Source organism: Halorussus rarus (assembly GCF_003369835.1).
GTDB lineage: Archaea > Halobacteriota > Halobacteria > Halobacteriales > Haladaptataceae > Halorussus > Halorussus rarus.
Genome location: NZ_QPMJ01000004.1, coordinates 1 through 21,646, shown reverse-complemented (window position 1 = coordinate 21,646; position 21,646 = coordinate 1). Strand labels below are relative to the sequence as shown.

Here is a 21,646-nt window from a genome sequence, read left to right as displayed (position 1 = left end):
ACCCCGGCCTCCTGTCTCGGAACGATGACCGACCGCGCGAACCTGGACCACCGCAATCGCGGGTTCCGACGCCTCTTCGGGGCCACCGACGCGGACGAGTCAGACGACCGCGACCTCACCGTGGGCCTGTTCTTCCCCATCGCGACCGACGCGACCGACGCGGCCGACCCCGCGGCGCTGGACGACCAGATGGCCCTCGCGACGTACGCCGAGGAACTCGGGTTCGACGCGCTCTGGGTCCGGGACGTCCCGACCTACTGGCCGAAGTTCGGCGACGCGGGCCAGGTGTACGACCCCTGGGTCTACCTGGGACAGGCCGCGGCTCGGACCGACGAGGTGGCGCTCGCGACCGGCAGCGTCGTCCTCCCGCTCCGCCATCCGCTCCACGTCGCGAAGGCCGCCGCGTCGGTCGACCGACTCTCGAACGGCCGCCTCGTGCTCGGGGTCGCCTCGGGCGACCGGCCGCCGGAGTACGCGGCGTTCGGCGTCGACGAGGACGCGCGCGGCCAACTGTTCCGCGAGCACGTCCGGGTGCTCCGGACGGTCTGGGCCGAGGAGTTCCCGGAAATGGAGTCGTCGTTGGGGACGCTCGACGGGTCGCTCGACCTGGTCCCGAAGCCGACGACCGAGTCGCTGCCCCTGCTGGTGACCGGCCACTCGAGGCAGTCGCTCGACTGGATCGCCGACCGGGGCGACGGCTGGCTCCAGTACCGATTCCCCGAGAACACCCTGGAGAACGTCCTCGCCGACTGGCGCGAGGCCGCGGGCGACAAGCCCTACGCCCAGGCGATGACGGTGGAGCTGAAGGCCGACCCCGGTGCCGAGATGGAGCACGTCCACCAGGGGTTCGCCGCGGGCAGCGAGTGGCTGGTCGACCACGTCCGGGCGCTCGCCGACCGGGGCGTCGACCACCTCGCGGTCGGCCTCCGCGGCGGCGACCGGGACGCCCGGACGGTGCTGGCGCAGTTCGCCGACGAGGTGCTGGACGAGGTTTGACCGCTCCCCGAGGATTCGGCCGCGTCGGGGGTCTTCCGACGTGCCGACTGCCCGGAGAAACACTGCCCGTCTCTCACCTGCTCACTCGTGGAGGCCGCCGACCTCGGCGTAGAACGACGACTGGAGCTGGTCGGCCATCTCCTCGTCGCGGTCGATGCGGGCGTCGACGACCGTGGGCACGTCGCTGTCCTTGCCCTCCGCGAGCGCCGCCCCGAGTTCGTCGGGTGTGGTCGCCTGGACGCCCTCGGCGCCGAACCCCTCGGCGATGGCGACGAAGTCGGTGTCGTGGAACTCCACGCCCGCGATGTCGCCCTCGTCCTCCTGCATCTGGCGGACCATCCCGAGGCTGGTGTCGTTGAGCACGACGAAGGTGGGCGCGACTCCCTGCTCGACCGCGACCTCGACGCTCGTCATCGTCATGGTGAACCCGCCGTCGCCCGCCACGCCGACGACGTCCTTGTCGGTGGTGATGGCGGCCGACACCGCCGCCGGGGTGGCCCACCCCATGCCGCCGACGCCGCCCGACCCGAAGTAGGTCCGGACGCCCGGCGTCTGGAGGTAGTTCAGCAGCCAGAACCGGTTGTTGCCCGAGTCGGCGGTCACGATGGTGTCCTCATCGACCACCGCCTCGATCTCCTTGACGGCGCGCTGGGGCTTGATCGGCGCGTCGTCCGAGTCGCACTTCGGGTCGCTGAACGACTCGCGGGCCGACTCCGCCCGGCCGCGCGCCCAGCCGTTGCCGGCGTCCTCGCCCGCACCTCCCGCTTCGGCCGCCTCGACCAGCGCCAGGAGACTCTCGCTCGCGTCTCCGATCAGCCCCACGTCCGCGGGGTAGACCCACCCGGCGTTCCGGGTGTCGACGTCGGCGTGGACGATGGTCTGCTCGTCGGGCCGGATGAAGGAGGGCGCCTGCCAGTTGGTGTCCATCGGGTTCAGCCGACAGCCGACCGCGAGCAGCGCGTCGGCCTCGCTCACGACCTGATTCGCGCCCTCGTGGCCGAACGACCCGATGACGCCGGCCGCGAGGTCGTGGGTCTCCGGAATCGTCGATTTGCCGAGGTAGGAGGTCGCGACCACCGCGTCGTAGGCCTCCGCGACCGACTGCAACTCCTCGTAGGCCTGGGCGGCGTGGACGCCGTTGCCCGCGATGATGACGGGCTTTTCGGCCTCGGCGAGCGCCTCGGCCGCGGCCGCGACGTCGCGGTCGGTCGGCGCGGCGTCCCAGTTGCGGACCTGCTCGTCGGCGTTCCAGACCGGCGGAATCGGGTCCTCGGGTACCTCCTCGGTGATCGCGTCGCCGTCGAAGATGACCGCCGTGGGTCCGGGCCGCCCCGCGGTGGCGTGCTTGAACGCCAACTGGACGCTCCGGAGCGTCTCGGTCGGCGAGCGCGGGAACCAGTGTTCCTTGGTCACCGCGTCGAGAATCTTCGGGAGTTCGAGTCCGCCGTAGTCGCCGCGGGACTGCTGGTAGGGCGCCAACGTCGAGTAGTCGCCCCGCTCGCTGGCCTCGGTCAGCGCGACCATCGGCGACGACGACAGCCGGGCCTCCATCTGGCCGATGGTCCCGATGCTGCCGACCCACGGCCCCTGGCCCGCGAGCACGCCGGGGGTCTGGGTCAGCCGGCCGTACATCTCGGCCATGACGCTGCCCTCGCGCTCGTCGCGCGGGCGGACCACCTCGACGTCGGACTCGGGGAGCTCGTCGAGCAGTTCGATGACCCGGCCGCCGGGGTAGCCGAAGACGTACTCGACGCCGAGGTCCTCCAACTGCTCGACCAGCGCCTCGCTGGTGTGGGTCATCGGTCCGGAACCTCCAGCGCGTCGACGGGTCGTCGGGCGAGCGTGAGCGTCATCGCTTGATTCGACGGCAGCCGGCGACTTATCCTTTGGTGCGTCGCCGGGAATCTTTCGCGGGTCGGCCGCATCGTCGGGCCGGGGACTACCCGGTCGCGTCTTGTCTGGCTCCGGCTAGTGACAGGACGAATACGAGAACAATTTTACATCTCTGGATACAGCGGGCGAGTATGGACGACATCCTCCCCGCGCCCGACCGGCGCGACCCGCACCGGAGACCGACGTCGACTGGCCGCCCAACTCCGCGACCGACCACCGTACGAGGCCGAACGCCATGAACGCGGTGACGATCGACGGGCTGACCAAGTCCTACGGGTCGACGACCGCGCTCGACGGCGTCTCCTTCGAGGTCGAGGCCGGCGAGACGTTCGGGCTGGTCGGTCCCAACGGCGCGGGCAAGACCACGACGCTGCGCATCCTCTCGACGCTGCTCGAACCCACCGACGGCTCGGCGGCCGTCTTCGGCGACGAGGTCGGGCGCGACGCCAACGCCGTCAGGGAGGCCATCCGGTACCTCCCGGCGGAGGCCGGCGCGTACGACAACATGACCGGCCGGCAGTACCTGGAGTTCGTCGCCGGGTTCTACCTCGACGACCCCGGCCCGCGGGTCGAGCGCGGGGTCGAGATCGCCGCGCTCGGCGACCGCATCGACGACGACACCGCCGAGTACAGCACCGGGATGACCCGGAAGCTGCTGGTCGCGAGCGCGCTCATGACCGAGCCCCGACTCGCCATCCTCGACGAGGTGACCACCGGCCTCGACGTCCGGAACGCCCGGCGGGTCCGGGACATCATCGACGACTACCCCGACGCCGAACGGAGCGTCCTGCTGTCCTCCCACGACATGCTGGAGGTCGCCACCCTCTGCGACAGGGTCGCGCTCCTGGACGAGGGCGAGATCGTCGGCGTCGGAACGCCCGGGGAACTACAGGAGCGGTACGACGTCGATAACCTCGAGGAGGCGTTCCTGGAGGCGACCGCATGAGCCACTTCCTCCGGCTCCTGAAGAAGGAGCTCCGGGAGCTCGCCCGACCGAGATACCTGATCCCGCTGCTGGTGGCGCCGCTGTTCGTCGTCGTCACGCTCCAGGGGGTCGGCTCGATCCAGGACCAGGCCGACGACCCGATGGCGGTCGCGGTGGTCAACCAGGACGCCGGCGAGTACGGCCGGCTGGCGGTCGACACCATCGACCGGACCGCGAACGTCACGTCGACCAGTTCGGGGTCGTCGGTCTCGCCGCGGCGCGTGCTCGAACGCGGGGATGAGGCGTCGGTCGTCGTCGTGGTCCCGCCCGACTTCACCGAGCGGATTCGGGCGGACGAGCGCGCGAACCTGTCGGTCCACTCGGCCGTCGACGGCGTGAACTTCGCGACCGGCAGCGCGTCCGCGAAGACGGCCGCGCTCGTCGGGGCGGTGAACGACCGGCTCGCGCTGGCGAGGTCCGGCGCGAACGCCACCGCGCTCGCGCCGGTCGGGGACGTCCAGACGACGTACGTCCGCGGGACGCGCGTCGACGCCTCGCCGGGCGCGCTGACCGAGGCGGTGTCGCTGCGGTTCTTCATGCTGGGGATGGTGATGGTGTTCGCCATCTTCGGCGCCGGCCAGCTGATGATCCAGGGGATGGGCAGCGAGAAGGAGAACAAGACCCTCGAGACCCTGCTGACGATGCCGGTCCGGCGCCGGACCATCGTGGCCGCCAAGCTGGTGAGCGGCGCGTTGCTCGGGCTGTTGATGGCCGGGCTCTACACCGCCTCCATCTACTTCTCCCGGCCGTCGACCGGGTCGGGCGTCGCCTCGCTCCCGCAACTGAGCGGCGGCGACTACCTGCTCGTGGGCGTGCTGCTCACGCTCGCCATCGTCGACGTGCTCGCGCTGGCGCTCTGGCTCGGCGTGTTCGCCGACGACAGCAAGGGCGCCCAGACCCTGATGGTCCCGCTCATGCTCGTGGTGATGGCGCCGGTGTTCGTCTCGATGTACTTCGGGCTCTCGTCGTTCTCGCTGCCGGTGAAGCTGGCGCTGTTCGCGATCCCCTCGACCTACCCGGTGGTCGCGCCCCAGCGCCTGCTGTTCGGCGACCTCGGGCTGGTCTACGCCGGCGTCGCCTACCAGGTCGGCTTCGCCGCCGTCATGGTCTGGCTGTCGGTGCGCCTGTTCGACTCCGACCGGCTCGTCACGGGCGACACCGGCCGGCTCGGGTCGCTCGTCGAGCGCCTCCAGGAGTGACGGTCGGCGCGGCGTAACCGTCGCCCCGCTGTGACGGCCGACCCGCCGTCGTGACTCTGGACCCCGTCGTCACGTCTCCGACCCGATACTTTAAGCCGGACCGACGGAAACCCCGCCGACATGGACCGCCGCGAGTTCCTCGCTTCCGGCGCGACCCTCGCGATCGCCGTCGCCGGCGGCTGCACCGGCTGCGCGAGGGCGCCCGCCGCCTCCCTCCACATGGAACAGATAACCGACGCCGGGATAGCCGAGAAGGTGACCTACCGCCTCGACGAGGGGCCGTCCGAGCGGAACCGGCTCGTCGCCGACGCCGTCGAGAACGACTCCGCGACCGTCGGGGACACCGACCCGCCGCTGCCGGCGAACCGCTCGGTCGTCTACGACGACGCGGTCTACCGGCTCTCCCGCGAGGTCGTCGCGTCCGCGCCCGCCACCGCGTTCTCCTTCACGCTCGACCCGGTCGACGAATCGGTCTCGGAGAGCGAGACGGTCCGCTTCGAGGACCTGCCCGCTGTCGACCGCGAGAAGTTCGCGGCCCGCGGGTGGGCCGACGGCGGCTTCCTCGGGGTCGGGTCGTCGCTGCGCTACCGCGAGGGCGAAATCTCCGAGTCCGCGCTCGTCCCCGAACCGGAACACTCCGTAATCGTCTGGAACGCCGAGACCAGGGGCCGGTTCGAGGTCGACGGTTCCCGGGAGACGTCCCTGAAGACCTACCGGTACGAGGCCGAGCAGGTCAATCCCTCGGCAGAGGCCTACGGCGCGACGATTCGCGAGCGGTACGCGTTCGAACTCTCGGGACTATCGAGCGAGGAGCGCGACGTCGTCTCGCAGGCTATCGAGGACGAGGGCGGCTACTACGTTCCGGGCGGCGAGAAGCCGCCCGACGCCGTCTGGAACCTGGGCGAGCGGTTCCGGTCGCAGGAGGAGGTCCGGTACGCGTGGGAGGACGACGAGGACGACAGTCCGTCCGGGCGAGTCGACGGGACGTACGTCGTCCGCTACGACGGCGAGGTGTACTGGACGCGGATTCGCGTCTCGCGGGAGGGGTTCACTACGACCGCGAGCGGGGAGTGACCGCCCCGTCGCGCTTCAGCGCAGCTCCTCGTGTAGTTGCTCGGCCGCGGTCCGGACCGCCTGCGCGCTCTCGCGCTCGGGCGCCCACCCGATGGCGCTGGCCTTCTCGATGGAGAGGCGCATCTTCGGGACGTCGCCGGTCCAGCCCCGGTCGCCGCCGGTGTACTCGAACTCGGGGTCGGCGCCAACCACGTCGCCGACGATTTCGGCGATGCGGGTGACCGAGACGGTCGTGCGGGTGCCGAGGTTGTAGAGGTTGGTCGGCTCGTCGGTGTGCTCGACGACGTGTTCCATCCCGCTCACGCAGTCCTCGACGTGGAGGTAGGACTTCTCCTGGCGCCCGTCGCCCAGGATCTCGAGGCTCGTGGGGTCGTCGAGCAGCTTCTCGATGAAGTCCGAGATGACGTTGTTGCGCTGGTGGGGTCCCACGACGTTCGAGAACCGGAACATCCAGGTCGTGAAGTCGTGGGAGTGGGCGTACGTCGAGAGCAGGCCCTCGCCGGCCAGCTTGCTCGCGCCGTAGGTGCTGACCGGTTCGAGCGGTGCGAAGTCCTCGGGCGTGGGGCGCGGGGCCTCGCCGTACACCGCCGAGGAGGAGGCGAACGCGATCTTCGAGAGGCCGACCTCGTCCATGCGCTCGAGGAGGTTGTACAGCATCGCGTTGTTCTCCTCGAACACCCGGCGGTGGTCGCCGCGGTTGACGTCCGAGAGCGCCCCGAGGTGGAAGACGACGTCCAGGTCGTCGGTGACGACCTCGGCCACGTCGTCGGGGTCGGTGAGGTCGCAGTCCGCGAACGCCGCCGACTCGGGCACCCACTCGCGGTTGCCCTTCGAGCAGTTGTCCGCGACGAGCACGTCGTTGTCCTCGGCGAGCGACTCGGTGAGGTGAGTGCCGATGAGCCCGGCACCGCCGGTGACGAGGACCGACTTCCCTGAGAGCTCCATGCGGAACGTACCGGCGGAGCGACCGAAATATCTTTCCGTCCGGCGGCGTGCCGGGCCTTCGCACGCCGTTTCTCGGATTCGTCCGGTCGCGAGTCCGACCAGAATCTGACCCGCGTGGTCGCGATTCTGACCGGCATCGCTCGCCAGCAGGTCGCGACCCGAACAATTATATTAGCGGAGCCTAATATTAGCATGTACTAAAATGAGTGGGCAGAACCGAGGCGGTCAGGTTTCGGACGGAAACGACGGGACGGCGCCGGCCTGCTGTTCGGCCGACCACGCGCTCTCGGACGCGGCGGTCGCCGCCGACGTCGAGACGCTCGCCACGCTCGGCAACGACACCCGGTACGAGGCGCTCCGGCTCATCGCCGGTGCCGAGGACGGCGTCTGCGTCTGCGAGCTCGAACCGAGCCTCGGCGTGAGCCAGAGCGCGGTCAGTCAGGCACTCTCGCGGCTCTTCAGCGCCGGGCTGGTCGAGCGCCGGAAGGAGGGCAGGTGGCGCTACTACTCCGCGACGCCGCGGGCCGAACGCCTCCTGGACATGCTCGACGAAACGAGGTCGGTCGACGATGAGTGACGACGCCTCCACCGCAGACGGGCCGGACGGGGAACTGGACGCCGCGGACCAGCGCAGCGCCGTGCGCGAGCGGTACGGGCAGATCGCCGAAGAATCATCGTCGTGCTGCGGCGGCTCGGACTCCTGCGGCGAGTCGTCCGACGACTTGACCGGCGACCGGCCGCGGCAGCTCGGCTACTCGACTGAAGACGTCGACGCGGCCGACGCGGCGGCCGAACTGAGTCTCGGCTGCGGCAACCCGACCGGGATCGCGAGCCTCGAGGCGGGCGAGACCGTCCTCGACCTCGGCTCCGGCGGCGGCTTCGACTGCTTCCTGGCGGCACGGGAGGTCGGCCCCGGCGGCCGGGTCGTCGGCGTCGACATGACCCCCGAGATGGTTGAGACCGCTCGAGAGAACGCCGAGAAGAACGACGCGACGAACGTCGAGTTCCGGCTCGGCGAGATAGAGCACCTGCCGGTCGCCGACGAGACGGTCGACGCCGTGCTCTCGAACTGCGTCGTCAACCTCTCGCCCGACAAGCGGCGGGTCTTCGAGGAGGCCCACCGCGTCCTCCGGCCCGGCGGCCGGCTCGCCATCTCGGACGTCGTCCGGACCGCCGAACTGCCCGCCGACGTCCGCGCCGACCCCGAGTCGGTGGCCGGGTGCGTCGCCGGCGCGGCGGCGATTCCCGAACTCGAAGCCCTGCTGGCCGACGCCGGCTTCGCGGACGTCGCCGTCGAGCCGGAGGCCGACAGCGGCGAGTTCATCGACGAGTGGGACGAGGACCGCGACCTGAGCGACTACATCGTCTCGGCCACGATAACTGGGACGAAACCGGCACCGAACGATTCGACCGCGACCCCGAACTGACACATGTTTACGCCACCACCTTCCCCGAGAGATCGTCCGGCGCTCGACCGGCTCACGTGGACTCGCGTCCTCGTCAGCTACGCCGTGATAGCCGCGATTCCGTTCGCGCTCTGGGTCGTCAGCCGGCCGATGGCCGGCGCCGTCGCGCTCGCGTCCCTCGCCGGACTGGTCGTCGGCGCACGACGAGTGCACGCGCTCCATCAGTGTTTCCGCGACTGCCGCGGGTTCGCGTTCGACCTCGCCGGCCGGGTCCGAGTGACGATAACGCCGCCCGCCGACGATGCGGCGTGTCCGCACTGCTGACGAGCACAACGAGAATCACATGACAGATCCGACACCATCGCTCGCGCTCCGGAAGGCCGACTCCGAGACCCTGGACCGTATCGAAGAACTGCTGGACGCGAACGGGCTTCCGCACGAGGCGGTGCGGTCCAGCCCCGAGTGCTTCTACGTGGCCCGGTCCGGCGGAGCACTCGTCGGAATCGGCGGCGTCGAGCGGTACGGGTCGGCCGGGCTCCTCCGGTCGGTCGCCGTCCCGGCGCCGATGCGCGGTGCGGGGTACGGGACGGCGCTCTGCGACGCGCTGGAGGAGCGCGCCCGGGTGGACGGCGTCGAGACCCTGTACCTGCTGACGACGACCGCGGCCGAGTTCTTCGCCCGGCGCGGCTACGAACGGGTCGGTCGGGAGGCGGCGCCGGAGCGCGTCCGGGGGACGTCCCAGTTCGCCGACCGCTGTCCGGACTCGGCGACCTGCATGCGGAAGCGACTCGACGGATAACTCCGGCCCGGTCGGCCGACGCCAACACCTAAATACCCGTCCTTGCTACGACGTGCCATGGACGACGAGACCGACCCGTGGGCCTCGAGCGCGCTGTCGGTCCGCGAGAGCCTCCGGAACGCCGTCGAGGAGGCGACCGACGAGGGCGACGGCCCGACCGCGGCCCTCGCCACCGTCGTCGGCGTCGAGGGGTCGGCCTACCGGCGGCCCGGGGCGAAGCGGGTCGTCGCAGACGAGGAGGCCGTTGGCGGCGTCACGGCCGGGTGCCTCGACGGTCCGGTGACCGACCTCGCCGAGGCGGCGCTGGCCGAGGGCCCGCAGTGCGAGACGTTCGACCTCACCGGCGAGGACGACACCTGGGCGCTCGGGCTCGGCTGCAACGGCGTCATCGACGTGCTGGTCGAGCCCGCCGACGCGAGCCTCCGGCCCGCGCTGGACCGGGTTGGTCGGGGCGAGCGCGTCGCCCTGCTCACGGCCGTCGGCGGCGACGGCGCGGTCCCGGTCGGCGCCCGAGCCCTCGTCGACCGGACGGGCGACGTCGAGGCGACCGACGCCCGGCCCGCGCTCCCCGACGACGCGGTGGCAGCGGTCCGCGAGCGCGCGGCGGCGTTCGCGGCGGCGGGCCGGTCTGCCACCGTCGAAATCGAGACCGACCGGGGGACCGCCGCAGTCTTCGTCGACGGCCTCGAGCCGGCGCCCGAACTGCTGATCTTCGGCCACGGCGGGGACGTCCGGCCGGTGTCCCGGCTCGCCCGCGACGCCGGCTTCCGGGTCACGGTCGCGGCCGCCCGCGGCGAGCGGGCCGACGCCGAGCGGTTCCCGGCGGCCCACGAGGTCGTCGCTGTCAGGCCCGCCGGGCTCGAGGAAGCCGTCTCGCGGCCGACCGACACCTACGCGGTGCTGATGAGCCACGACTTCGTCGACGACCGGCTGGCGCTCGAATCGCTGCTCGACACGCAGGTGCCGTACGTCGGCCTGATGGGGCCGCGCAAGCGGTTCGACGAACTGCGGGCCGCGCTGGCCGAGGAGGGGGTCGAGCTCTCGGCGGCCGACCGCGACCGCGTAGCGACGCCGGTCGGCCTCGACCTCGGCGGGGGCGAGCCGACCCGGATCGCGCTCTCGGTCGTCGGCGAGGTGCTCGCGGTCTCGAACGGCCGGGAAGGCGGGCGGCTGACCGAGGCCGAGGGGCCGATTCACGCCCGGTCCGGGTCGAACGCCGACGACGAGCAGCCGTCGGCGGGCGACTCGGACCCGCCGCCAGAGCCCGACCCCGACTGACGGGCGGACCCCGATTCGGACCGGCGGCCCCGGAGCGCCCGCAGGTCGCGCTCGCTGCCGACGTCGCGGCGGACGATGGGGTCGTCGACGTCGACCCATTCGACCGGTTCCGAGTCGAGCAGGGCGCGACCGACGCGGTTACCCTCGGCGCCCGCGGGCCGAAACGGTTGCAGAACTATCCCGGGAGGGGAACGAACCTCGTTCCGTAGCACTGGCGGACGTTCTCGTCCCGGTCCCACCGGCGGGGGTTACCGAGACGCGGAGCTCGGAACCGACCGCTCCCCGGATTCCACCGTCAGGACGTCCCGGAACCGGCCGGTGAGGTCGCCCGCGTGGTTCAGGAACTCCCTGACGAAGGGGCCGGGGTCCTCTCGGGACAGGTAATCGAAGTTAGGCTGGTCGTACAGCGACCTGGCGATCTCCCACGCGCGGGTCGGGAACCTCGGCGGGTCGACCACCGGGTTGTCGTGTGCGAGCACGTTGTAGAGGTGGACCGCCTCGCCGCTGAGCTGGTGGGTCCCCACGCCGACCTCGTACGCCTCCTCGGGTTCTACGGGCTCGTCGTTGGCCAACTGCCAGTAGTAGTACGGGAAGTCCCGGCCCGCGTGGATGGCGCACGTCACCGAACCCCAGAGACGGGGGTTGACCTCGATCAGCTTGAACTCGCCCGTCTCCTCGTCGCGGATGAACTGGACGCACCCCGGCCCGTGCCAGTCGAGGTGGTCGAGCAGCGCCTGCCCGGCCCGTCCCAGCTCCGGAATATCGACGGTCTCGCGGTATACGCTCGACCCGCCGGCGTAGGTGACCGACCGGGTCTGGATCTTCTGGCAGGTCGCCAGGGCTTCCCCGCGGTCGTACATCGCCCAGAACGCGTACTCCTCGCCCGGAACGCGCTCCTGGGCGATGGGGTCGTGGCCCATGTCCCCCCGGATCTGCTCGAAGTCGGGTTCGACGCCCGGCTCGAAGTAGAGGGTGTTGACGCCCGCCCCGAAGTCGGACGGCGAGTACGAGTCGACGTACTCGTCGACGAGGACCGCGTACCGCGGCTTGACGATCCAGCCGCGGCCCCAGTCGTCGACGTCGCCCAGCACCTTCGTCTCGGCGACGTCGACGCCCGCCCGCTCGGCCGCGTCCATCAGCGACACCCGGTCGTGGGTGACCCGCAGCATCTCCATGGTCGGCCAGACGTGCCGGAGGTGCTCTTCGAACTCGTCGCGGTACCGCGCCAACACGTACACGTCTATCTCGCGGAGCGGGGTGACGGCCTTCACGTCAGGTCGCCGCGCCAGCGCCAGCAGTTCGTCCTTGTACGCCACCACGTCGTCCCGGTAGGAGGGGAGCGACTTCGTCTCGTCGCAGTGGCGCGACCAGAACGCCGGGGGCGAGTCCTGCTCGGACGCCGCGATGGTGTGGACGCCGCGCCGGCTGAGCGACCGGAGGCAGTAGACCGAACTCGCGGTACCGATGGCCGGGACGACGACCGACTCGCGCTCCGGGTCGTCACTCGGGCCGGTCCGGGACCGAACGGACTCTGACATGGGCGTACGGGCCACCCCTTCGGCCAAAAGTATGAGTCGCGTACGCTCCGACTGCCCGTCGAGAAGACGGTGCTTATCGCCGACCGTCCGCGGGGCGAGTCGGTGCTGGCGCGAAGTCCCTGACACGTCGCGGCCGGAGAGCCACGTCGTCGCGCTCCCGTAGATGCCGGTCGGACAGTAGCGTCCGAGAATTGCCGGCAATCGGCGGTACAGCGGGACGTCGGCGCTCTCCGCCGGTTTCGGAAACCGGTACCGGTATATCCGTGCCGGCTTTTGCTGCGACCGTAGCGATGGAGCTTATAAACGACGTTATCGCGACCCGGAGAGCGAGCGACCAGGTCCCGCCGCGGGGTGGGTCCCCGTGAGCGGGGAGGACGACCTCGAGGAGGTCGAGGACGACTTCGCGCCCGAGGGGCCCGGCCCGAGTCCGGACCCCGGTTCGGAGCGCGAACCCGCCAGCTTCGTCGAGTACGGCATCGACGACAAGCCGCCCCTGGGCGAGTCGGTGCTGCTGGGCGTCCAGCACTACCTCACGATGATCGGCGCGAACATCGCCATCCCGCTCGTGCTGGCGGGAGCGATGGGCATGCCCGCGGGGGCGACCGCCCGGCTCATCGGGACGTTCTTCGTGGTCTCGGGCATCGCCACCCTCGCCCAGACCACCGTCGGGAACCGGTACCCCATCGTGCAGGGCGGGACGTTCTCGATGCTCGCGCCGGCGCTAGCCATCGTCGGGGTGCTCCAGACCAGCGGCGCGGGCTGGGAGACGATGATACTCCAGCTCCAGGGCGCGGTCATCGTCGCCGGCGTCGCCGAGGTGCTGATCGGCTACTTCGGCGTGATGGGCTGGCTCAAGCGCCACATGGGCCCCATCGTCATCGCGCCGGTCATCGCGCTCATCGGGCTCTCGCTGTTCAACGTCCCCCAGATCACCGCGCCTGACCAGAACTGGTGGCTCGCCGGCCTCACGGTCGCGCTCATCGTGCTGTTCTCCCAGTACCTCAAGACCAGCCACCGGGCGTTCCGGCTGTTCCCGGTGCTGCTCGGGCTCGTCACCGCGTGGCTGCTCGCGGCCGGCCTCTCGGTCGCGGGCGTCTACTCGCCGGGCACCGCGGGCTACGTCGACTTCTCGCAGGTGTTCGAGGCCCAGCTGTTCGTCCCCATCTACCCGTTCCAGTGGGGCACGCCCATGTTCCGCGGGTCGTTCGTCATCGGGATGTTCGCCGGGATGCTGGCCTCGGTCATCGAGAGTTTCGGCGACTACCACTCGGTCGCCCGGATGGCCGGCCGGGGCGCGCCCAGCGCCCGGCGCATCGACCACGGCATCGGCATGGAGGGGCTGGGGAACCTCTTCGCGGGCATCATGGGCACCGGCAACGGCTCGACCTCGTACACCGAGAACGTCGGCGCCATCGGTATCACGGGCGTCGCCTCGCGCTACGTGGTCCAGATCGGAGCCATCGTCGCCATCGTCGTGGGCTACGTCGGCTTCGTCGGCCAGCTGTTCGCGACCATCCCGACGCCAATCGTCGGCGGCCTGTTCGTCGCCATGTTCGGCCAGATCGCCGCGGTCGGGCTCTCGCAACTGAAGTACGTCGACTTAGACGAGAACCGCAACATCTTCATCGTCGGACTCGCGCTGTTCGCCGGGCTCGCCATTCCGAACTACGTGTCGGCGGTCGGCAGCGCGGGGGCGTTCCAGACCGGTCTGGCGAACGTCGCGGTGGTCGGCCCGGTCCTGGGTTCGGAGTTCGTCGCCCAGACCCTCTACGTCATCGGCGGCACGGGGATGGCGGTCGGCGGCATCGTCGCGTTCTTCCTCGACAACACCGTCCCCGGCAGCCGCGAGGAGCGCGGCCTGACCGCGTGGGAGGACATCACCGAGGACGACAGCGAGTTCCGGTCGTTCTGGGACCGCCACGTCTCGGACGCCGACGCCGAGGAGCGAGCGCCCGGCGCGGACTGACCGGGTCGGCGTTCGTCGGGCGAACGTCGTATTCGACTCTTTTCGGAGAAGGGGTAACGCGGCGATTGCCGTGCTGAATAGAGCGGGTGTGTTCAGCAGCGTGATGGCCCAATGGGAGTGGAATGTCTTGTGCCCGGGTCGAGCGGTCGCTCACTCGACGGACGCGGCGTCTAAACCCGTGCCGGCTTCCAGGTGTTCGCCGAGCCGCTGGACGAAGCGCGCGGCCGGAGCTCCGTCCACGACGTCGTGGTCGAAGGTGACGGTGAGGCTCAGGTGCTCCCGGGACCGGAGTTCGCCGTCGATCAGGCGCGGTTTGGTTCCGATGCCGCCGACGGTGAGCTGGAGGGTGTAGTTCGTGGGACTGATGGCCCACCCGCTTCCGGTGCCGAACATCCCTACGGAGGTGACGGCGACGGTGCCGGCCATGCGCTTCCACCGCGACGGGAACCACCGCGGGAGGCGCCAGACCTGTCTCCGGATGAATCCGGGGAGACGGCTCGCGAGCCCGGCGATTCCGGCCTCGGGAGGGTTCGAGGTGTCCGCCTGGACGCGCCGAATCTCGTCGTGAATCGACCGGACCGTCCGCCGATTCGCCGCTCTGACGACGTGGGGGACACCGATTCGTTCGCCGTCGACCTCACGCTCGACGAGGACGTTGACGTCCACGTCCTCGAACTCGTGGATCCGTCCCCGCCAGTCGCGGTATCGCTGGACCTGTGGCTGTTCCTCCACGCTGGCCGCCAAACAGGAGACGACGAAGGCTGTGAACGAGAGGTCTGTTCCGGTCTCTTCCTCGATCGTTCGGATCTTTTCCCTGGCATCGGTGACGTCGACTTCGACGAGTCCGTAGACGTTGCTCCGGTGTCCCGCCATCCGCATGTAATCAACCGTCAACTGCCGTTGCGGAGACACGCGCCCGATTTCGCGGCGGCGGTCACTCATAGGCTCACGTGAACAGCGCGAACCAAAACCGTACCCACCGACCGAGGTGGTCGTCCGCAGCGATAATCCGGTGACCGACACGGGCCATCGGCTTCAATTCGGGGTACGCGCTGTTGATCCGTCACGCTGGCAGAAAACCATCGCCGGACGAGGATTTCGGCAGCGCCAACCGACCCTTTTTCGACCCGCCGGCGCAACTCCACGACGATGACCGACGTGTCCGACGCGCTCGCCGAGGGCGAGACCGTACGCGAGCGACTGGCCCTGCGGACCGGCGGGTCCGTCGCGCTGACCGACGACCACCTGTTCGTGGTGACCGACGCCGGGGCGGGCGCGGACGCCGACCCCCAGATCACCCGGGTCGCGCTCGACGACGTGGCCGAAGCCACCGTCGAGGAAGTCGACTACTTCCTCGCGATTCTGAGCGTCCTGCTCGTCGGCTACGGGCTCTACTCGGTCCCGCGGAACGCGGCGCTCGGGCTGGCGTTCGCGGCGTTCGGCGGGCTCAGCCTCTACTGGACGTACCGCAAGCGCGGGAAGGCCCGAATAAGGGTGGTCGGTCGGCCCAAACCCATCTCGGTGTTTCCCGAGGATAGCGGGGCGTTCGTCGACGGGCTGGAGTCGTTCGTGGCCGAGGAGTCGGGCGACTCGCCGGTCGAAGCCGCCAGGAAGTGAACCGCCGGGACGGGCGACCCCGCCCTCAGTCGTCGGCGACGGCCGCGGTCGGGTCGTCCGTGAGGTCGGCGTCGCGCCAGGTGCCGCGCCGGAACCACGCGTAGGCGAGCGCGGCCGCCAGGAAGTTCGAGACCGCGAACCCGAGCCAGATGCCCCGCGACCCCAGCGAGAAGGCGAACAGGTCGGCGACGAGCGTGCCGGCGAGCGCGTCGGTCTCGAACGTGCCGAGGCCGGGAATCGTGACCCCGACGACGGACACGTCGACGACGCGGGAGGCGACCCAGGCGACCGGCAGGCGGATGAACCCGAGCATCAGGATGGCGAGCGCGGCCGATATCATGACCTTCCCGGCGCCGCGGAACCCGCCGGAGTAGGCCCGGACCACGCCGATGAACCCGAAGGTGGGGGCGACCCACTGGAGGAAGTCGGCGCCGACCCGGACCACCTCGGGGTCGTCGCTGAACACGCTGACGACGGCCGGGGCGGTGAAGAACACCACGACGCCGACCGCGGCCAGCACGAGGAACGACGCCTTCGCGGCGAAGTGGTTCGCCGTCGCGGCCCGGTCGGGCTTGTCGGCCCCGATGTTCTGGCCGGTCATCGTCTCGACGCCCCGGTCGATGGCGATGGCCGGCATGAAGATGAGCGAGAAGATGCGGGTGCCGACCCCGAACGCCGCGACCACGGGCGTCGAGAACGTGCTGACGACGATTAGCATCAGGTTGACCGAGATCGAGCGGCCGGTCCCCTCGATCGAAGCCGGCACGCCGATGCGGACCAGCCGGGGGACGTAGTCGGCGTCGGGGACCATCTCGCCCGGCCGTATCCGGACGCCCCGATGCCCCCGGAGCATGATGCCCAGCCCGACGACCATCGCCACGGCGCGCGAGAAGATGGTGGCGATGGCCGCCCCCTGGACCCCGAGTTCCGGGAAGCTCAGGGTGCCGACCAGCGGGGCGTTCTCGACCACGGTCCACCCGAAGATGAGGAACGGGTCGAGCACGACGTTGAGCACGACCGTCCCGAACATCACCAGCATCGGCGTGATGGTGTCGCCCGAACCCCGCATCAGCGCGATGAACACCAGGAAGCCGAACATCGCCCACAGCCCGAGCGACATGACCTCGAGGTAGGCGGTGGCGCCGGGCAGCACCTGGGGCGAGGCGCCGAGGAGCGTGAGCAGGTCCTCGACGAAGAAGTAGCCCAGCACGCCCAGCGTGAGCGAGACCAGGAACGCGAACGTCACCGTCTGGGAGGCGGCGTACTGGGCCTTCCGGGGCTCGTCGGCGCCGGTGTGCTGGGCGACCAGCACGCTCCCGGCGACCGAGACGCCCATCCCCAGCGAGATGAGGAAGAAGACGAGCGGGAAGCCGAAGGAGATGGCCGCCAGCGCCACCGTGCTGTACTGGCCGAGCCAGAAGGTGTCCGCGAGGTTGTACGCGACCTGGAGCAGGTTCGTGACGATGATGGGCAGCGAGAGGAAGAACAGCGGCCGGCCGATGTCGCCGCTGGTCAGGTCGAGCTCGTCCTGGCCCTTGAACAGGCCGCCGACCTTCTCGACCGCCCGCCTGAGGAGTCCGCGGTCGCTCGCCCGGGAGCCGGGCGGGCCGCGGTCGCTCACGCGGGCACCTCCGGGTCGGCAAGGAGGTGGCTCTCGACGTGGGCCTCGAACGCCGCCATCGCGGCGTCGGGGTCGTCGCCCGCGACGACGTGGCGCGACTGGGCGCCGTCGGCCAGCGTCAGCACGAACTGCGCGACCGCGTCGGGGTCGACCGACTCGCGGTAGACGCCCGCTTCGATGCCGGCGGCCACGGCCGCGCTCACGTTCTCGGCGATGTGGTCGTCGAACCGGGCGAGGCGCTCGCGGAACGCCTCGTCGTAGGGCGCCTGGGCCTTGATCTCGAGCACCGCGGTCCGGAACTCCCGGACGCTGTCGTCGCCGTCGTCCGGCGGGTGGAGCACGTCGTCGACGAACGACCGCAGGAACTCGTCGGGGTCGTCGGTCGCGGGGTCGAACGACCCGACCCGCTCGGTGAACCGCTCGAAGAGGTGGTCGAGGAACGCGAGCATGAGCCCGTGTTTGCTCTCGTAGTGGTAGTGGAGCGAGGCCTTGCTCCTGTCGGCCTGCTCGGCGATGTCACGCATCGTGACCTCGGCGTAGCCGCGCTCGCAGAGGGCGCAGAAGGTCGCCCGCATGATGTCCTCGGTGGGTTCGCTCATTGGGTGTACCTAACCGACCGGTCAGCCAAAACGCTTTGGAAATGGCCCGTTTTCGAGGTGTCGTCGGATCTCCCCACCGCCGTTCCGGCCTGCCCCTTCCCGGTCGCTTTTGAGCCCCGGCGCGCAACTCCCTCACATGACCGACCCGGACCCGGATCGATTCGACTCCCGACGCTCGACCGTCTACGCGCCGAACGGCCTGGTCGCGACCAGCCAGCCGCTCGCGGCCGAGGCGGGCGTCCGGCTGCTGCGCGAGGGCGGCAACGCCTTCGACGCCGCGGTGGCGACCGCCGCGGCGCTCAACGTCGTCGAGCCGACGAGCACCGGCCTCGGCGGCGACGTATTCGCGCTGTACCGGACCGCCGACGGCGAGGTGGGCGCGATGCGCTCGTGCGGGGGCGCGCCGGCCGAGGCGACCATCGAGAACGTCCGCGCGGCGCTGGACGACGACCCGAACGCCGGTGACTACTACCCCGAGTCGCGGGGCTACGCGACCGACTCGCCCGAGGAGGCCGGCATGCCCTTCCTCGGTCCTCACGCGGTCACGGTGCCCGGCACGGCCCGCGGGTGGGAGGCCACCGTCGAGGAACTCGGCGAACTCACTCTCGCGGACGCGCTCGACCCGGCCATCGAGTACGCGAGCGAGGGCTACCCGGTCTCGGAGATCATCGCCGGCCACTGGACCGGCGCCGAGGAACTGTTCACCGACGAGCACGCCCGCGAGGCGTACCTCGAGGACGGTCGCGCCCCGAAGGTGGGCGAGATGATGCGCCTGCCCCGACTCGGCGAGTCGATGCGGAAGATCGCCGAGGAGGGCGCAGACGCGGTGTACGAGGGCGAGATCGCCGAGCAGATCGCCGGCGAAATACGGGACAAGGGCGGGTTCATGACGGTCGATGACCTCGCCGACTTCGAGCCCGAGTTCCTCGACCCGGTCTCGACCACCTACAACGGCGCGGAGATCTACGAACTCCCGCCGAACAACCAGGGGCTCATCGCGCTTGAGGCGCTCAACGTCGCCGAGGAGGTCGGCGCGGGCGACCGCCCGCTCGACTCGCCCGAGCGCATCCACTACTTCGCCGAGGCGATGAAGCGGGCGTTCCACGACGGGCACCGCTACATCACCGACCCCGAGTACGAGGATATCCCGCCGCTCGGCTCGAAGGACTGGGCGAGCGAGCGCGCCGCAGACATCGGCGAGACCGCCGACACCGACGTCTCGTTCGGCGTGCCCGACTCGCACGCCGAGGACGCCGACACCGTGCTCCTGACCGTGGCCGACGCCGAGGGCAATCTGGTCTCGTTCATCAACTCGCGGTTCGCGGGCTTCGGGTCGGGCCTGGTCGCGGGCGACACCGGCATCGCGCTCCAGAACCGCGGCGCTTCCTTCTCGCTCGACCCCGACCACCCCAACAGCCTCGAACCGGGCAAGCGGCCGTTCCACACCCTGATCCCCGGGCTCGCGCGGTTCGACGAGGGCGACTGGGCCGCGTTCGGCGTGATGGGCGGGTACATGCAGCCCCAGGGCCACGTCCAGGTCGTCTCGAACATCGTCGACTACGACCTGCCGCTCCAGGCCGCGCTCGACCGGCCGCGGTGGCGCTACCGCGAGTCGGGCGAGCTCGCGGTCGAGGGCCGCCTCGACGGCGCGGTCCAGTCGAAGCTCGCTCGGAAGGGCCACGACGTCCGGGTGCTCCCGCCGGTGATGTTCGGCGGCGCCCAGGTGACCCGGGTCGAGGGACTGGACGGCGACGACCCGGTCATCTCGGGCGCGACCGAGCCCCGGAAGGACGGCAACGCGACCGGGTTCTGACGGCTCTCGAAGTGGGTCCGGAGCGCGCGAGAAAGGGGACGCTCGCCCTACTCTTCGGCGCCGTCCTCGTCGCCGTCGATGGTGATCTCGGTGGGCTCGCTCGGGACGTCCTGCCACTCGCCGGAGTCCCGGCCGCTCCGCGAACCGAGGGCGTAGCCGAGCGCGAACGTCAGCGCCAGTAGGGCGAGCGTTCCGAGCGGGGACCGACTCTCGTCCGGTCGTGTTGGTTGCTCCATGACTGACCCGACGGGCGAGAGTGACTTTGGGGTTGCGGCGTCGGGCGCCCGACCGCGAATCGACTCGCCGGGCCCGTCGAGTCCGGTCGCTCGCGGTTCCGGCTCGCACGCGGTCCAGCCCCCGTCGTTAGCCAGTTCACCCCTCGTGGCGCCGGATCTTGTCGAGGAAGCCGGTGAGCGGCGGGCCGATGGCGATGTCGGTCACCTTCCCCTCGTCGTCGTCGTAGACGATGACCCCCATCTCCTGGAGCTTCGGCAGGTGGGTGTGGTGGAGCGCGGTGGCGATCTGGGTCCGCTTCATCATCGACACCCTGTCGGGCGGCTGCTGGAACTCCCGGCCCGCGACCTGGTCGGTGAGCCCCTCCAGGGTGACGGGCACGGGCATCCCGTCGAGGCAGGCGAGGGCGTGGCGCCGATAGCGGTCGCTGAGGAGGCTCAGCGCGTCGTCCATGCCGAGTGACCCGCCGCGGTCGTCATCCCCGGCGGAGTCGCCGGTCATACGCGACAGTTTTCTTTCTCGCTTAAACGGCTATCGCATTGCGTCGGTGGCATCCGCCTGACAGAATCCGGCGCTACGGCGGCGAAAAACGAAGCCGCGCGAGACCGTCCGCGAGGAAACGGGTCCCGGAGGCGGCCGACCGGGCGACTACCCGAGGCTGCCTTCCATCTCGAGTTCGATGAGGCGGTTGAGTTCGACGGCGTACTCGATGGGGAGTTCCTCGGTGATGGGTTCGATGAACCCGGAGACGATCATCTGCTTGGCGTCGTCGTCGTCCAGCCCCCGCGATTGGAGGTAGAAGACGTCCTCGTCACCGATTTTACCGACGGTCGCTTCGTGAGCGACGTCCACCTTCGACTCGTCGATCTCCATGTACGGCATGGTGTCGGACGTCGATTCGTTGTCGAACATCAGGGCGTCGCACTCCACGCTGGTCGAGGAGTCGGTCGCGCCTTCCGAAATCTGCACGAGGCCGCGGTAGTTGGTGCGGCCGCCGTCCTTGCTGATGGACTTGGACTCGATGGTGGAGTTGGTGCGGGGCGCGTTGTGGTAGACCTTCGCGCCGGTGTCGATGTTCTGGCCCTCGCCAGCGAACGCAATCGAGATGTGGTTCGCCGAGGCACCGCGGCCCTTCAGGATCGAACAGGGGTAGAGCATGGTAGCCTTCGAGCCCATGCTCCCGGAGACCCACTCCATGCGGCCGCCCTTCTCGACGAGGGCGCGCTTGGTGTTGAGGTTGAAGGTGTTCTTCGACCAGTTCTGGACCGTCGAGTACTGGACGTGGGCGTCCTCGCCGACGAACACCTCGACGCCCCCGCTGTGGAGGTTGTGGGTGCCGTACTTGGGCGCCGAACAGCCCTCGATGTAGTGGACTTCCGAGCCCTCCTCGGCGATGATGAGGGTGTGCTCGAACTGGCCCATGCCTTCCGAGTTCATGCGGAAGTACGCCTGGACGGGCATCTCGACCGTGACGTCCTCGGGGACGTAGACGAAGCTCCCGCCGGACCAGACTGCGCCGTGGAGCGCGGCGAACTTGTTGTCGCTCGGGGGCACGCAGGAGGTCATGAAGTGCTCTTTGACGAGGTCCTCGTGTTCCTGGACGGCCTCGTCCATGTTGCAGAACACGACGCCCTTCTCCTCCCACTGCTCCTGCATGTTCTGGTAGACGACCTCCGACTCGTA

General features: G+C 70.1%; 21 protein-coding genes. 12 read left to right on the top strand and 9 right to left on the bottom strand.

Annotated features, from left to right (window positions below; all coding sequences use genetic code 11):
- Nucleotides 1-24: 24 nt before the first annotated feature.
- Nucleotides 25-996 carry an LLM class oxidoreductase gene (locus tag DVR07_RS18785; RefSeq protein WP_115798866.1) on the top strand — a complete coding sequence of 324 codons (972 nt, stop codon included), beginning with the start codon at nt 25-27 and terminating at the stop codon, nt 994-996.
- A gap of 81 nt (nt 997-1,077) precedes the next feature.
- Here the strand turns inward: DVR07_RS18785 and DVR07_RS18780 are convergent, their stop codons facing one another.
- Complete coding sequence (locus tag DVR07_RS18780; protein ID WP_115798865.1) at nt 1,078-2,796, bottom strand: thiamine pyrophosphate-binding protein; 1,719 nt, start codon at nt 2,794-2,796, stop codon at nt 1,078-1,080.
- 328 nt (nt 2,797-3,124) lie between these two features.
- Here DVR07_RS18780 and DVR07_RS18775 point away from each other — a divergent pair, with 328 nt between their 5' ends.
- From DVR07_RS18775 to DVR07_RS18765, 3 genes are all read left to right on the top strand, one after another.
- Entirely contained in the window at nt 3,125-3,835 is a 711-nt protein-coding gene (locus tag DVR07_RS18775; protein ID WP_115798864.1) for an ABC transporter ATP-binding protein, read from the top strand.
- Nucleotides 3,832-5,073, top strand: coding sequence for an ABC transporter permease (locus DVR07_RS18770; protein WP_115798863.1), 1,242 nt, complete (start codon nt 3,832-3,834; stop codon nt 5,071-5,073). The genes DVR07_RS18775 and DVR07_RS18770 overlap by 4 nt, the downstream gene beginning before the upstream one ends.
- A gap of 120 nt (nt 5,074-5,193) precedes the next feature.
- On the top strand, nt 5,194-6,147 hold the full coding sequence (locus tag DVR07_RS18765; protein ID WP_115798862.1) for a hypothetical protein: 954 nt from the start codon (nt 5,194-5,196) through the stop codon (nt 6,145-6,147).
- 15 nt (nt 6,148-6,162) lie between these two features.
- Here DVR07_RS18765 and DVR07_RS18760 read toward each other — a convergent pair whose 3' ends face one another.
- Nucleotides 6,163-7,092, bottom strand: a complete 930-nt coding sequence (locus DVR07_RS18760; protein ID WP_115798861.1) for an NAD-dependent epimerase/dehydratase family protein — start codon at nt 7,090-7,092, stop codon at nt 6,163-6,165.
- 202 nt (nt 7,093-7,294) lie between these two features.
- Between DVR07_RS18760 and DVR07_RS18755 the strand changes: the two genes are divergently transcribed.
- Genes DVR07_RS18755 through DVR07_RS18735 form a run of 5 tightly spaced genes read left to right on the top strand, consistent with a single transcriptional unit; the run spans nt 7,295 to nt 10,575 of the window.
- Nucleotides 7,295-7,669, top strand: a complete 375-nt coding sequence (locus DVR07_RS18755; protein ID WP_115798860.1) for an ArsR/SmtB family transcription factor — start codon at nt 7,295-7,297, stop codon at nt 7,667-7,669.
- Complete coding sequence (gene arsM / locus DVR07_RS18750; protein ID WP_115798859.1) at nt 7,662-8,519, top strand: arsenite methyltransferase; 858 nt, start codon at nt 7,662-7,664, stop codon at nt 8,517-8,519. Before DVR07_RS18755 ends, arsM begins: the two co-directional genes overlap by 8 nt.
- Before the next feature lie 3 nt (nt 8,520-8,522).
- Nucleotides 8,523-8,822, top strand: a complete 300-nt coding sequence (locus DVR07_RS18745) for a hypothetical protein (protein WP_162829628.1) — start codon at nt 8,523-8,525, stop codon at nt 8,820-8,822.
- A 19-nt stretch (nt 8,823-8,841) separates the two neighbouring features.
- Nucleotides 8,842-9,297 (top strand): arsenic resistance N-acetyltransferase ArsN2, encoded by a 456-nt coding sequence (gene arsN2, locus DVR07_RS18740; RefSeq protein ID WP_115798857.1) that lies wholly within the window; start codon nt 8,842-8,844, stop codon nt 9,295-9,297.
- Between the two features lie 57 nt (nt 9,298-9,354).
- Nucleotides 9,355-10,575: an XdhC family protein gene (locus DVR07_RS18735; protein WP_115798856.1), complete on the top strand. Its 1,221-nt coding sequence runs from the start codon at nt 9,355-9,357 to the stop codon at nt 10,573-10,575.
- A 248-nt stretch (nt 10,576-10,823) separates the two neighbouring features.
- Here the strand turns inward: DVR07_RS18735 and DVR07_RS18725 are convergent, their stop codons facing one another.
- Nucleotides 10,824-12,113 carry a carboxylate--amine ligase gene (locus tag DVR07_RS18725; RefSeq protein WP_115798854.1) on the bottom strand — a complete coding sequence of 430 codons (1,290 nt, stop codon included), beginning with the start codon at nt 12,111-12,113 and terminating at the stop codon, nt 10,824-10,826.
- Nucleotides 12,114-12,474: 361 nt separating this feature from the next.
- On the opposite strand from DVR07_RS18725, the gene DVR07_RS18720 reads away from it, so the two are divergent.
- Nucleotides 12,475-14,079, top strand: coding sequence for a uracil-xanthine permease family protein (locus DVR07_RS18720; protein ID WP_115798853.1), 1,605 nt, complete (start codon nt 12,475-12,477; stop codon nt 14,077-14,079).
- 150 nt (nt 14,080-14,229) lie between these two features.
- Here DVR07_RS18720 and DVR07_RS18715 read toward each other — a convergent pair whose 3' ends face one another.
- Nucleotides 14,230-15,021, bottom strand: coding sequence for a 2-oxo acid dehydrogenase subunit E2 (locus tag DVR07_RS18715; RefSeq protein ID WP_115798852.1), 792 nt, complete (start codon nt 15,019-15,021; stop codon nt 14,230-14,232).
- 207 nt (nt 15,022-15,228) lie between these two features.
- Here DVR07_RS18715 and DVR07_RS18710 point away from each other — a divergent pair, with 207 nt between their 5' ends.
- Nucleotides 15,229-15,696, top strand: a complete 468-nt coding sequence (locus tag DVR07_RS18710) for a hypothetical protein (RefSeq protein WP_193570270.1) — start codon at nt 15,229-15,231, stop codon at nt 15,694-15,696.
- A 25-nt stretch (nt 15,697-15,721) separates the two neighbouring features.
- On the opposite strand, the gene DVR07_RS18705 is transcribed toward DVR07_RS18710, so the two are convergent.
- Together DVR07_RS18705 and DVR07_RS18700 are read right to left on the bottom strand one after the other, a co-directional pair.
- A complete protein-coding gene (locus tag DVR07_RS18705; protein ID WP_115799176.1) occupies nt 15,722-17,239 on the bottom strand; it encodes an MATE family efflux transporter in 1,518 nt (505 codons plus the stop codon).
- Nucleotides 17,240-17,313: 74 nt separating this feature from the next.
- Complete coding sequence (locus DVR07_RS18700) at nt 17,314-17,916, bottom strand: TetR/AcrR family transcriptional regulator (protein WP_115798851.1); 603 nt, start codon at nt 17,914-17,916, stop codon at nt 17,314-17,316.
- Nucleotides 17,917-18,052: 136 nt separating this feature from the next.
- Here DVR07_RS18700 and DVR07_RS18695 point away from each other — a divergent pair, with 136 nt between their 5' ends.
- A complete protein-coding gene (locus tag DVR07_RS18695; protein WP_115798850.1) occupies nt 18,053-19,729 on the top strand; it encodes a gamma-glutamyltransferase family protein in 1,677 nt (558 codons plus the stop codon).
- Nucleotides 19,730-19,776: 47 nt separating this feature from the next.
- Here the strand turns inward: DVR07_RS18695 and DVR07_RS18690 are convergent, their stop codons facing one another.
- The 3 genes from DVR07_RS18690 to sufB form a co-directional block, all read right to left on the bottom strand.
- Nucleotides 19,777-19,965, bottom strand: coding sequence for a hypothetical protein (locus tag DVR07_RS18690; RefSeq protein ID WP_115798849.1), 189 nt, complete (start codon nt 19,963-19,965; stop codon nt 19,777-19,779).
- Nucleotides 19,966-20,101: 136 nt separating this feature from the next.
- Entirely contained in the window at nt 20,102-20,464 is a 363-nt protein-coding gene (locus DVR07_RS18685; protein ID WP_115798848.1) for a DUF7344 domain-containing protein, read from the bottom strand.
- A 147-nt stretch (nt 20,465-20,611) separates the two neighbouring features.
- Nucleotides 20,612-21,646, bottom strand: a 1,035-nt coding sequence (gene sufB / locus DVR07_RS18680; protein WP_115798847.1) for a Fe-S cluster assembly protein SufB, incomplete at its 5' end; no start/stop codon positions are given.